The sequence below is a fragment of the Marmoricola sp. Leaf446 genome (genome assembly GCF_001424755.1).
Lineage (GTDB): Bacteria > Actinomycetota > Actinomycetes > Propionibacteriales > Nocardioidaceae > Marmoricola.
This window is the reverse complement of sequence record NZ_LMRF01000001.1, coordinates 1,452,720-1,464,961: the sequence shown is the minus strand read 5'-3', so window position 1 is coordinate 1,464,961 and position 12,242 is coordinate 1,452,720. Positions and strand designations below refer to the sequence as shown.

At 72.0% G+C, this 12,242-nt stretch carries 11 protein-coding genes; 5 read left to right on the top strand and 6 right to left on the bottom strand.

Going from position 1 to position 12,242, the window contains the following annotated elements; genetic code table 11:
• Positions 1 to 2 precede the first annotated feature (2 nt).
• The 6 genes from ASG49_RS06940 to ASG49_RS06915 all read right to left on the bottom strand — a co-directional run bounded on the left by ASG49_RS06940 (position 3) and on the right by ASG49_RS06915 (position 5,906).
• Entirely contained in the window at positions 3 to 1,283 is a 1,281-nt protein-coding gene (locus ASG49_RS06940; protein WP_056538791.1) for a cysteine desulfurase, read from the bottom strand.
• Positions 1,284 to 1,286: 3 nt separating this feature from the next.
• Positions 1,287 to 2,063 carry a Fe-S cluster assembly ATPase SufC gene (gene sufC, locus ASG49_RS06935; protein WP_056538788.1) on the bottom strand — a complete coding sequence of 259 codons (777 nt, stop codon included), beginning with the start codon at positions 2,061 to 2,063 and terminating at the stop codon, positions 1,287 to 1,289.
• Between the two features lies 1 nt (position 2,064).
• The gene (locus ASG49_RS06930) at positions 2,065 to 2,391 is read right to left on the bottom strand and encodes a non-heme iron oxygenase ferredoxin subunit (protein ID WP_056538785.1); all 327 of its coding nucleotides are present in this window, start codon (positions 2,389 to 2,391) and stop codon (positions 2,065 to 2,067) included.
• Positions 2,391 to 3,596, bottom strand: coding sequence for a Fe-S cluster assembly protein SufD (sufD, locus tag ASG49_RS06925; protein ID WP_235561933.1), 1,206 nt, complete (start codon positions 3,594 to 3,596; stop codon positions 2,391 to 2,393). The genes ASG49_RS06930 and sufD overlap by 1 nt, the downstream gene beginning before the upstream one ends.
• A 139-nt stretch (positions 3,597 to 3,735) precedes the next feature.
• Positions 3,736 to 5,154, bottom strand: coding sequence for a Fe-S cluster assembly protein SufB (gene sufB / locus ASG49_RS06920; protein ID WP_056538782.1), 1,419 nt, complete (start codon positions 5,152 to 5,154; stop codon positions 3,736 to 3,738).
• Positions 5,151 to 5,906, bottom strand: coding sequence for a winged helix-turn-helix transcriptional regulator (locus ASG49_RS06915; RefSeq protein ID WP_200936214.1), 756 nt, complete (start codon positions 5,904 to 5,906; stop codon positions 5,151 to 5,153). The genes sufB and ASG49_RS06915 overlap by 4 nt, the downstream gene beginning before the upstream one ends.
• A gap of 254 nt (positions 5,907 to 6,160) precedes the next feature.
• On the opposite strand from ASG49_RS06915, the gene ASG49_RS19060 reads away from it, so the two are divergent.
• Genes ASG49_RS19060 through ASG49_RS06890 form a run of 5 tightly spaced genes read left to right on the top strand, consistent with a single transcriptional unit; the run spans position 6,161 to position 12,234 of the window.
• On the top strand, positions 6,161 to 7,573 hold the full coding sequence (locus tag ASG49_RS19060; protein WP_200936213.1) for a hypothetical protein: 1,413 nt from the start codon (positions 6,161 to 6,163) through the stop codon (positions 7,571 to 7,573).
• Entirely contained in the window at positions 7,570 to 9,948 is a 2,379-nt protein-coding gene (locus tag ASG49_RS06905; protein ID WP_056538777.1) for a hypothetical protein, read from the top strand. The genes ASG49_RS19060 and ASG49_RS06905 overlap by 4 nt, the downstream gene beginning before the upstream one ends.
• 41 nt (positions 9,949 to 9,989) lie before the next feature.
• The gene (locus tag ASG49_RS06900; RefSeq protein WP_056538774.1) at positions 9,990 to 10,502 is read left to right on the top strand and encodes a DinB family protein; all 513 of its coding nucleotides are present in this window, start codon (positions 9,990 to 9,992) and stop codon (positions 10,500 to 10,502) included.
• Between the two features lie 32 nt (positions 10,503 to 10,534).
• Positions 10,535 to 11,473, top strand: a complete 939-nt coding sequence (locus ASG49_RS06895; protein WP_235561932.1) for an ABC transporter ATP-binding protein — start codon at positions 10,535 to 10,537, stop codon at positions 11,471 to 11,473.
• Positions 11,470 to 12,234, top strand: coding sequence for an ABC transporter permease (locus ASG49_RS06890; protein WP_056538771.1), 765 nt, complete (start codon positions 11,470 to 11,472; stop codon positions 12,232 to 12,234). Before ASG49_RS06895 ends, ASG49_RS06890 begins: the two co-directional genes overlap by 4 nt.
• Positions 12,235 to 12,242 lie beyond the last annotated feature (8 nt).

Here is a 12,242-nt window from a genome sequence, read left to right as displayed (position 1 = left end):
GCTCATGCCACCTTGAAGTACTTCTGGGTGGCGATGATTCCCTCCACGAAGGCGTCGACCTCGGCCGGCGTGGTGTAGAGGTAGGACGAGGCGCGGGTCGAGCTCTGCACCCCGAACCGCTTGTGGGCCGGCTTGGCGCAGTGGTGCCCGGCGCGCACGGCGATGCCGAAGCTGTCGAGCAGCTGCGAGACGTCGTGGGGGTGGACCCCGTCGACCTCGAAGGACACCGCTCCCCCGCGCAGCGTCGGGTCGAGCGGGCCGAGCACGGTCACGCCCGGGACGGTGGCGAGCCCCTCCAGGAGGTAGCCGGTGATCGCCTGCTCGTGCCGGTGGATGTTGTCCAGCCCGATCGCGCCGAGGTAGTCCACGGCGGCACCGAGGCCGACGGCCTCGACGATCGGCGGGGTCCCGGCCTCGAACTTGTGCGGGATCCCGGCGTACGTCGACCGCTCCATGGTGACCGTCTCGATCATCTCGCCGCCGCCGAGGAAGGGCGGCAGCTGGTCGAGCAGCTCGCGCTTGCCCCAGAGCACGCCGATCCCGGTCGGCCCGGTCACCTTGTGACCGGTGAACACCACGACGTCGGCTCCCGACGCCTGCACGTCGACCGGCAGCTGGGGCGCCGCCTGCGAGGCGTCGACCACCACGATCGCGCCGACCTCGTGGGCCCGGCGGGCGATCTCGGCGACCGGGTTGATGGTGCCGAGCATGTTGGACACCCAGGTCAGCGAGACCACCTTGGTGCGCTCGGTGATCAGCTCGTCGATGTCGGACAGGTCGAGCTGCCCGTCGTCGGTCAGCCCGAACCAGCGCAGGTCGGCACCCGTGCGCTGCGTCAGCAGCTGCCACGGCACGATGTTGGAGTGGTGCTCCATCTGCGTGATCACCACGCGGTCGCCCTCGGCGACCTCGAGCGGACCGCGGGCCCAGGCGAGGGTGTTGGCCACCAGGTTGAGCGCCTCGGAGGCGTTCTTGGTGAAGATCACCTCGTCACGCGAGGGCGCGTTGAGGAACGCCGCGACCTTGTCGCGCGCCGCCTCGAAGGCCTCGCTGGACTCCGCGCCCAGCTGGTGCATGGCCCGGGCCACGTTGGCGTTGTGGCGCTCGAGGTGGTCGACCATCGCGTCGATCACGCACTGCGGCTTCTGCGAGGTGTTGGCGCTGTCGAGGTAGACCAGGGGCCGGTCGTCGGCCAGCCGCCGCGAGAGGATCGGGAAGTCCTTGCGGATCACCTCGAGGTCGGGCAGCAGCCCCGGCAGGGTGCTCGAGCCGGTCGCGGTCATGGCTCAGGCCTTCGCCGTGACGTACTTGTCGTAGCCGTGCGCCTCGAGCTCGTCGGCGAGCTCGGGCCCGCCCTGCTCGACCATCCGGCCGTCGACGAAGACGTGCACGAAGTCGGGGGTGATGTAGCGCAGGATGCGGGTGTAGTGCGTGATCAGCAGCACGCCCTTGTCGGCGTTGGCCTTGAAGCGGTTCACGCCCTCGGAGACGATCTTGAGCGCGTCGATGTCGAGGCCGGAGTCGGTCTCGTCGAGCACCGCGACCTTGGGGTCGAGCAGCTCCAGCTGGACGATCTCGTGACGCTTCTTCTCGCCGCCGGAGAAGCCCTCGTTGACCGAGCGCTGCGCGAAGGCGGTGTCCATCTTGACCTGCTCCATGGCGGCGTTGACGTCCTTGACCCACGTGCGCAGCTTGGGCGCCTCGCCGTCGATGGCCGTCTTGGCGGTGCGCAGGAAGTTGGCGACGGACACGCCGGGCACCTCCACGGGGTACTGCATCGCGAGGAACAGTCCGGCGCGGGCGCGCTCGTCGACGCTCATCGAGAGCACGTCGACGCCGTCGAGGGTCACCGAGCCCTGCGTGACGGTGTACTTCGGGTGCCCCGCGATGGAGTAGGCCAGGGTCGACTTGCCGGAGCCGTTGGGCCCCATGATCGCGTGGGTCTCACCGTCGCGGATGGTGAGGTCGACGCCCTTGAGGATCTGCTTGAACCCCTCGGTGCCCCCGTCCTCGTCGGACGCGGCGACCGCGACGTGCAGGTCCTTGATCTCGAGCGTTGCCATGTCAGTTGTCTCCCAGAGTGGTGTCGGGGTCGATGAGGACGTCGTCGCCGTCGAGTCGGACGGCGAAGACGGGAACGGGTTCGGTGGCCGGAAGGCCGGTGGGCTTGCCGGTGCGGAGGTCGAAGCGCGAGCCGTGCAGCCAGCACTCGATGGTGCAGTCCTCCACGTCGCCCTCGGAGAGCGCGACCGCGGCGTGGCTGCACTCGTCCTCGATGGCGAAGACCTCCTCGCCGTGGCGCACCACGGCGACGTCGACGCCCTCGACCTCGACCCGCAGGGGCCGGTCGGGGGTCAGGTCCGCGAGGGCGCAGGCGCGCTGGAAGGCCATCAGGCGCCGGCCTCCGCGGCGACCGTCGGCTGGTCCACGGGCGCGACGTGGTCGGCCCGGAACACGTTCTTCGACAGCTCCTCCTCGACGGTGGCGGTCAGCCGCTCCTCGAGCGACGGGACGCCGACCTTGCGGATCAGGTCGTGGAAGAAGCCGTGCAGCACGAGGCGGCGGGCCTCCTGCTCGGTGACCCCGCGCGAGCGGAGGTAGAACAGCTGCTGGTCGTCGAACCGGGCCGTCGCCGAGGCGTGCCCGGCGCCCTCGATCTCGCCGGTCTCGATCTCCAGGTTGGGCACGGAGTCGGCCTGGCAGCCGTCGGTGAGGACGAGGTTGCGGTTCTCCTCGTAGGTCTCGATGCCCTCGGCCACCTTGCGGATCAGGACGTTGCCGATCCACACCGTGTGGGCGCCCTTGCCCTGCAGCGCGCCCTTGTAGAGGACGTTGCTCTGGGTGCGCGGGGCGTCGTGGTCGACGAAGAGCCGGTGCTCGAGGTGCTGGCCCTCGTCGGCGAAGTAGAGGCCGAGCAGCTCGGACTCACCGCCCGGGCCGGCGTACGAGACGTTGGCGTGCATCCGCACCAGGTCGCCCCCGAAGCTGATCGAGGTGTGCTTGACGCGCGCGTCGCGACCGACGCTGATCGCGTCGCGGCCCAGGTGGACCGCGTCGTCGTCCCAGTCCTGGAGGCTGACGACGTCGACCTGAGCGCCCTCGCCGACGAGGTAGGACGTGGTGGCGCAGTAGCGCGCGGACCCGGTGTGGGTCACCACGATCGTCACCTCGGCGTGGTGACCGACCCGGAAGACCAGGTGACCCCACACGAGGTCGTCGGCCGACGTGCCGGACAGGTCGATGACCAGCGGCTCGTCGGCGACCAGCTCGGCGGGCACGTCGACGAGCACGGCCCCGCCCGCGTTGGCCACGGCCAGCGCGGCGGGCCGCTCGTTGGGCCCGAGCTCACCGAGGTCACGTGCCTCCTGCGCGGTGATGGTCGACATCGTGACGCCCTCGGGCAGCGAGGTCGTCCAGGTCAGCGAGGCGTCGGACGCCTCGCCGTCGAGGATGCCGCGGAGCCGCTTCAACGGGGTGAAGCGCCACACCTCCTCGCGCCCGGTGGGCGCCGGGTGGTCGGCCAGGTCGTAGGACGCCGGGGGGTTCAGGTGGGAGACCACCTGGGACCCCTCCGGCACCTCGAGCGCGTCGCGCACGGATTCGGTTGCAACAGTCACGAGACTCTTTCGGTAGTTCTGTGGACGGGGTGAGGGCCGGCAGCGCGGCAACCACACCGAGGACGAGCGCCAGCGAGGACGAGCAGCCCCGCTGGTCGGCTGTGCCGGCTCCGCCGGCTCAGCCGACCGCGCCCTCCATCTGGAGCTCGATGAGGCGGTTGAGCTCCAGGGCGTACTCCATGGGGAGCTCCTTGGCGATCGGCTCGACGAAGCCGCGCACGATCATCGCCATGGCCTCGTCCTCCTCCATGCCCCGCGACATCAGGTAGAACAGCTGGTCGTCGGAGACCTTCGAGACGCTCGCCTCGTGGCCCATGGAGACGTCGTCCTCGCGGATGTCGACGTAGGGGTAGGTGTCGGAGCGGCTGATCTGGTCGACCAGGAGCGCGTCGCACAGCACGTTGCTCTTGGAGCCGTGGGCGCCCTCGTTGACCTGGATCAGGCCGCGGTAGGACGTCCGGCCGCCACCACGCGCCACCGACTTGCTCAGGATCGAGCTGGACGTGTTGGGCGCGGCGTGCACCATCTTGGCGCCGGCGTCCTGGTGCTGGCCCTCGCCGGCGAAGGCGATGGACAGGGTCTCGCCCTTGGCGTGCTCGCCCATGAGGTAGACCGCGGGGTACTTCATCGTCACCTTGGAGCCGATGTTGCCGTCGACCCACTCCATGGTGGCGCCGGCCTCGCAGGTCGCGCGCTTGGTCACCAGGTTGTAGACGTTGTTGGACCAGTTCTGGATGGTCGTGTAGCGCACCCGGGCGTTCTTCTTGACGATGATCTCCACGACCGCGGAGTGCAGCGAGTCCGAGGAGTAGATCGGCGCGGTGCAGCCCTCGACGTAGTGCACGTAGGAGCCCTCGTCGGCGATGATCAGCGTGCGCTCGAACTGGCCCATGTTCTCGGTGTTGATCCGGAAGTAGGCCTGCAGCGGGATCTCGACGTGGACGCCCTTGGGCACGTAGATGAACGAGCCGCCGGACCACACCGCGGAGTTCAGCGCGGAGAACTTGTTGTCACCGACGGGGATGACGGTGCCGAAGTACTCCTCGAAGATCTCGGGGTGCTCCTTGAGGGCGGTGTCGGTGTCCAGGAACAGCACTCCCTGGGCCTCGAGCTCCTCGTTGATCGCGTGGTAGACGACCTCGGACTCGTACTGCGCGGCGACGCCGGAGACCAGACGGGCCTTCTCGGCCTCGGGGATGCCCAGCTTGTCGTAGGTGTTCTTGATGTCCTCGGGCAGGTCGTCCCAGGTCTGGGCCTGCTTCTCGGTGGACCGCACGAAGTACTTGATGTTGTCGAAGTCGATGCCGTCGAGGTCGGAGCCCCAGGTCGGCATGGGCTTGCGGCCGAAGAGCTTGAGGCCCTTGAGGCGCAGGTCGAGCATCCACTGCGGCTCGCTCTTGAGCGCGGAGATGTTGCGCACGACGTCCTCGTTGAGGCCGCGCGTGGCGTTGGCGCCGACGTCGTTCTTGTCGGACCAGCCGAACTCGTAGCGGCCGATGCCCTTGAGCTCGGGGTTGAGCTCCTCGATGGACGTCATGTGACGATCTCCTTGCCTTGGGGAGCGGTGGTCGATGCGGTCGTGGTGCGGGACTCGGCGCCGGTCGTGCCGGGTGCCGAGGGGATGCAGGTGGTGCAGACGCCGTCGCCGTGGGCGATGGTGGCCAGGCGCTGGACGTGGCGGCCGAGCATGCGGCCGATGGCCTCGGTCTCGGCCTCGCACAGCTGGGGGAACTCGTGGGCGACGTGGGACACGGGGCAGTGCTGCTGGCACAGCTGCTCACCCACCGGCACGTCGCGGACCGCGGCGGCGTAGCCGTCCTCGGAGAGCACCCGCGCCAGGGCCTCGCTCGCCACCAGCTCGGGGTGCTCGTCGCTGAGGTCGGCGAAGCGTCGCTCGATCTGCGAGGCACGTCGCTCGGCGAAGGCACGCACGGCCGCGTCGCCGCCGGTCTCGGCCAGGAAGCGCATCGCCTGGACGGCGAGGTCGTCGTAGGCCTGGTCGAACCGGTCGCGGCCGGTCTCGGTCAGGGCGAAGGCCCGGGCGGGACGGCCACGGCCGCGGGCACCGACGTTGCGGGCCTCGCGGGACTCGAGCGTGCCCTCCTCGATCAGCTGGTCGAGGTGGCGGCGCACGGCGGCGGGCGTGAGGCCGAGCCGCTGGGCCAGCACGGCCGCGGTGGAGGGCCCGTTGTCCAGGATCGAGCGGGCGACGCGCTCACGCGTCGGCCGGTCGTGCCCGTCCACGACGCCGGTGGCGCCGGGGGCGAGGCTCTGGCTCGGGATTTCCACAACGCAAGTGTGCTCTTAATGATGGGGGCCTTTCAAATAAGGCTCCCCTTACCCGGTCGCCGCTGCGTCGGGATCCCGGGAACTCGGTGTGGATCCGCTTCTCCGAGGGTAGGAAGGGCCGGGGGCCGTCACGACCGACGGGTCGGCGCGTCTCCCCACCGAGGACCCACGCGCCGGCTGCGGACGGGTCCCCACGACACAGAACCGTCCGACCGGTCCACGCCCACCGGTCGACCCAGGGAGAGGGACACCGCATGAGCACCGACGAGTACGCACCCATCACGGCCGAGGACCTGGCGTCCGAGGGGGTGACGGCCCTCCCGGACAAGGAGGTCGTCTCGATCCTCGACCTCGCCGCCGACGTCGACCTCGCCATCGACGGTGCGGCACCCATCGACCTCGCCGTCGCGCTGAACGCGAACGTGGCGGCCCCGATCGACGCTGCCGTGAGCGCCAACCTGCTCTCCGACGGCTCGACGTCGCAGGCGCTGGCCGACCAGGGCGTGCAGGTCACGCAGACCATCGACGCCGATGCGTCCGCGACCGGCATCCAGGACAGCACCATCGACCAGTCCGACACCACGACCCCGGGCACCGCCACCGGGGAGACCGGCACCGCCGACGGCGACGAGCCCGCGCTGGCCGCCACCACCTCGGTCGACGACGCCACCGCTCCCGACGCCGACCAGGCCGCCTCCGCCGCGGCTCCGGTCGACGGTGCCCTGGTGGTCGGTTCCACCGGCGAGCTGCTGGGCACCCTCGACGAGGCGACGGGCGACGTGGTGGGTGCCGACGGCACCGTCGTCGGCACCCTGAACGAGGCCACGGGGCTCGTCACCGACAGCACCGGCGCCGTGGTCGGCTCGCTCACGGGGCTCGTCGACGGCGCGTCCGTCGCCGGTCCGACCGGTGACGTGGTCGGTGTCCTCGACGGCGCCACCGGCAACGTCGTCGACTCCGCCGGCAACGTGGTCGGCACGCTGGACCCCGTCACAGGACAGGTCACGGGGGTCGCCGGCGACGTCCTCGGCACGGTGACCGGGCTGGTCGACGGCACGCAGGTCCTGGACTCGGCCGGCAACGTGGTCGGTGTCCTCGACGGCGCCACCGGCAACGTCGTCGACTCCGCCGGCAACGTGGTGGGCTCGCTCGACCCGCTGACCGGCCAGGTGCTCGACGCGGCCGGCAACCTGGTCGGCACCGTGGGTGGCGTGGTCGACGACGTCACCGACACCCTCGAGGGTCTCGACACCGGCGACCTGCTCAAGGGCGACCTGCTCAACGTGGACGTCAACGTCGACCTCGACGCCGACCTCGCGGCGCCCATCAACGGCGCGGTGGCGGCCAACGCCAACGTCGCGGCACCCATCGACGCCTCTGTGGCGGCCAACATCCTCTCGGAGAACTCCGAAGCCACGGCCCTCGCCCAGCAGGACGCCATCATCACCCAGTCGATCACCGGTTCCGCCGAGGCCACCTCGGAGCAGACCTCGGCCATCGACCAGGGCTCGATCGAGCCGCCGGACACCGACACCGCCTCGGCCGATGGCACCGACACCACGACCGAGGCCGTGGCGTCGGCTCCCGAGCCCGCGCCTGAGCCCGCCCCCGCGACCGACGGCACTGCCGGGGGCGCGGACCAGGGCACCACCACCACGGCGCCGTGACCGCGCTCGTCGACGCGCCGGCGCGCGCCGACGGCCTGCAGCTGCTCGGGACCATGGTGGGGTCCGGCTACCGGACCCCACCGGCCCTGGTCCGCCGTGGTGACGGACAGACCCTGCAGCTCACCCCGCTGCTGTACGCCGTCCTCGACGCCATCGACGGCCACAGCAGCCCGGAGGAGGTCGCCGCCCGGGTGCGCGAGCGCGTCCGACGTGAGGTGACCCCCGAGGTCGTCGCCACGCTGGTCGACCAACAGCTCCGGCCACTGGGGCTGCTCAAGCTGGCCGACGGCAGCGAGCCGGCCCTGAAGCGCTCCGACCCCCTCCTCGGGCTGAAGATGCGGTTCAAGGTCACCGACCCTGCCTCCACGCGCCGCATCACCGACCCGTTCCGCATCCTCTTCCGCCCGACCGTCATGGGCGCGGTGGTGCTGGCCTTCCTCGCCGTCACCGGGTGGGTCTTCTTCCGGCACGGGCTGGGCCCGGCGGCGTACGACGCCTTCGAACGGCCCCACCTGCTGCTCCTGGTCTTCGTGGTGACCGTGCTGTCGGGCGGGTTCCACGAGTTCGGCCACGCGGCCGCCGCCCGCTACGGCGGTGCCGTGCCCGGGGTCATCGGTGCCGGCCTCTACCTGGTCTGGCCGGCGTTCTACACCGACGTGACCGACAGCTATCGCCTCCCCCGCGCAGGACGGCTGCGCACGGACCTGGGGGGGCTCTACTTCAACGCGGTCGTGGTGGTGCTCACGTTCGTCGGTTGGCGGGCCACCGGCTGGGACGCCCTGCTGCTCCTCGTGGCCACGCAGGTCCTGCAGATGGTGCAGCAGCTGATGCCCCTGCTCCGCTTCGACGGCTACCACGTGCTCGCCGACCTCACCGGTGTCCCCGACCTCTACCAGCGCATCCGGCCCACGCTCCTGGGCCTGCTGCCGCACCACTGGCGCGACGACGAGAACCGCGTGCTCAAGCCCTGGGCACGGGTCGTCATCACGGCCTGGGTGCTGGTGACCGTGCCGCTCATGGCCTTCATGCTGTTCACGCTCGTCAAGGCCTTCCCCCGGCTGGTCGGCTCCGCCTGGTCCGCGGTGGGCGACAGCTCCTCGGCCGTCGGCGCCGCCTGGTCCCAGGGCGACCCCGTCGACGTCGCCGCCCAGGTGGTCCAGGTGCTGGCCGTCGTCCTGCCCGTCGTGGCCGGGGGGATGATCCTCGGCCGCCTCGTGCTGCGCTGGAGCACCGGGCTGGTGGCCTGGAGCCGCGGCTCCGTCGGCCGTCGGGCCGCGGCCGTGGCGCTCGTGGCCGCCGTCGCGATCTTCCTGTCCTTCGCCTGGGCCCCGCGCCCGGGCGCCTACCGGCCCATCGGGCCCGACGAGAAGGGCCTCCTGACCGCCGCCCTGCCCGGTGCGGCGACCGGGCCGGCCGTCGAAGCCGCCCCGGCTGCGTCGGCCTCGGTCACGGGAGCCGCCGCCGAACGGCGCCTGGCGGGCTCCGACCCGCTGGCCGCGACCTTCGGGACGGGCGAGCGGCTGCCCACCAAGGCGAAGCCGCGGCTGGCGATGGTGCTCGTGCCCAGCGACACGGGCGACGCGGGCGACGCGAGCGGGGCGGGCGAGGGCGCGGAGCAGCCGTGGGTGTTCCCCTTCGACCGGCCGCTCCCCCCGTCACAGGGCGACAACCAGGCCCTCGCCGTCAACACGCGCGACGACAGCGTGTCCTACGACGTGGCGTTCGCCCTGGTGTGGGCCGAGGGCGACGAGGTGCTCCAGGTCAACGAGGCTCGCGCCTACGCGTCGTGCTCCAACTGCGTGACCGTCGCCGTCGCCTTCCAGGTCGTCCTGGTGATGGACGACGCGCGGGTGATCGTCCCGCAGAACCTCGCGGTCGCCGCCAACTACGACTGCTACCGCTGCATCACGGCGGCCATCGCCAACCAGCTGGTCCTCTCGGTGGGGAGCGAGCCGGGCGAGGAGCAGCTGCTCGCCCTGGGCGAGGTCTGGGGCCGGCTGACCGAGCTCGGCCGCACCATCACCTCCTACCCGCTCGCGGAGGTCGCGGCGCGGCTCGAGGGCTTCAAGGCCGAGATCGTCGCCATCCTGGGCAGCGCGCCACCGGTGGCGGCCGGGACGGCGTCGGCCACCGCGAGCAGCTCACCCAGCCCCTCGAGCAGTTCCGCGAGCTCGGCCACGGCCGCCCCGGAGTCCCCCCGCACCTCACCGCAGGCCCCGGGATCCACGGCTCCGAGCGGCTCGCCCTCCTCCGAGCCCTCCGCGTCCAGCGGCACCACGACGCAGGCGCCGGCGCCGTCGTCCCCGGCGGACAGCAGCGCACCGACCGACAGCAGGTCCGCCCCGGCGACCTCGTCCACCGCACCCACCCCGTAGGCCGACCGGTCGGTCACGCACCCGGGCGTAGCGTCGGTGGCATGGACCCCCACGCGCTGCTGGTCGACCACGTCGGACGCGTCCGCGAGCTGGTCGTCTCCGTCGTCGACGGGCTCGACCTGGAGCAGGCCCACCAGCGGCCGCTAGACCGGGGCAACCCGGTCGTGTGGCTGCTGTGGCACACCTCCCGGGTGCTCGACGACCACGTCGCCGGCCTCTCCGGCGACGCGCAGGCCTGGGCGGGCTGGGCCTCGCGGTTCGACCTGCCGCTCGACATCGAGGACTTCGGCTACGGCCACGGTCCCGAGGAGGTCGCGGCCGTGCGCGTCGCCGACCTGGACCTGCTGGTGGCCTACCACGAGGCCGTCCACGAGCGGACGCTGTCCTACCTGCGTCGGCTGGACCCGGTCTCCGGGGTCGGACCCGACGAGCTCGACCGGGTGGTCGACGAGGGCTGGGACCCGCCGGTGACGGCCGGCGTCCGTCTGGTGAGCGTGATCGGCGACTGCCTGCAGCACCTCGGCCAGGCGGCGTACGTCAAGGGTCTGCTCTGAGCCTCACGACCCCGGTTCGTAGACTCCTCCCCGTGCCCGACGCCGCCTCCTCCCCCGCCGTGGAGGTGACGAGACTGGTGATGCGGTACGGCGAGAAGACGGCCGTCGACCACCTCGACCTGCGGGTCGAGCGCGGCACCATCACCGCCGTCCTCGGGCCCAACGGCGCCGGCAAGACGACGACGCTGGAGACCTGCGAGGGCTACCGCGCCCCCCAGCAGGGCACCGTCCGGGTGCTCGGGCTGGACCCCCAGCGCGAGCGTCGCGCCCTGCTCCCCCGCATCGGGGTGATGCTGCAGGACGGCGGCGCGTGGTCAGGCGTGCGCGCCCTGGAGATGCTGCGCCACGTCGCCCGGCTGCACGCCCATCCGCTCGACGTCGACGCCCTGGCCGACCGGCTGGGCCTCGGCGACTGCGGTCGTACGCCGTACCGGCGGCTCTCCGGCGGGCAGCAGCAGCGCCTCAAGCTGGCGCTCGCCCTGGTCGGACGGCCCGAGCTGGTCTTCGTGGACGAGCCGACCGCCGGCATGGACCCCGCCGCCCGGCGTACGACGTGGGAGCTGCTGCGCCAGCTGCGCGCCGACGGCGTCACCGTCGTGCTGACCACCCACCACATGGACGAGGCCGAGCGGCTGGCCGACCTGATCCACATCATCGACCGGGGGCGCGTCATCGCCAGCGGCACACCGCTCCAGCTCACCCGCGGCGGCACCTCGACCATCCGACTGGTCGTCACCAAGCCGTTCCCCGCCGGTGCCCCCGACTCGCTGCAGGCCTCCCTGGGCGGCCACCTGGAGGTCACCACCATCAGCGACGTCAGCCTGCTCATCACCGGTCCCGCCGACAGCACGACGCTGGCCGTCGTCTCGGCGTGGTGCGAGGAGCAGCGCGTGCTGCCCGAGTCGCTCAACCTGGGCCAGCGGACCCTCGAGGACGTCTTCCTGGAGCTGACCGGGCGGGGCCTGTCGTGACCCTGGACCTCAGCCCCCGTCCCGGGGGCGCGCCGCTGGGCTCGCAGGTGCTCGCGCAGGCCGGCATGGAGACCCGGCTGCTGCTGCGCAATGGCGAGCAGCTGCTGCTGGCCGTCGTGATCCCCGTGGTCGTGCTGGTGGGCGCCGTGCTCGGCGCCGACCGGATCGGCCTCGACCTGTCCCGGCGCGCCGTCGACGAGTTCACGCCCGGCGTCCTGGCCCTGGCGGTGATGTCCACGTCGTTCACGTCGCTGGCCATCGCCACGGGGTTCGAGCGCCGCTACGGCGTGATCAAGCGGCTCGGCGCCTCCCCGCTCCCCCGCACCGGCCTCCTGCTCGGCAAGGTGCTGGGCCTGCTGCTCGTGGAGGCGCTGCAGGTCGTGGTCATCGCCGCCGTCGCGCTCGCCCTCGGGTGGCGGCCCGACGCCTCGCTCCCGGCGGCGCTGGTGAGCACGGTGCTCGGCACCGCCGCCTTCGCCTCGCTCGGGCTGTTCGTGGCCGGGGTGCTGCGGGCCGAGGCGACCCTGGCCGCCGCCAACCTGGTCTACCTGCTGCTGCTCGCCGGCGGCGCGGTCGTGCTGCCCTCCTCGGCGTACGGCTCGGCGGGCGGGTTCACCCGGCTGCTGCCCTCGGGCGCCCTCGGCGACGCGCTGCGCAGCGCGCTGTGGTCGGGCGAGGCCGCCTGGGGGGCGTGGCTGGTGCTGGCCGTGTGGGCCGTCGTCGGGGCGGCCCTGACCGCGAGGACCTTCCAGTGGGAGTGACGGAGCAG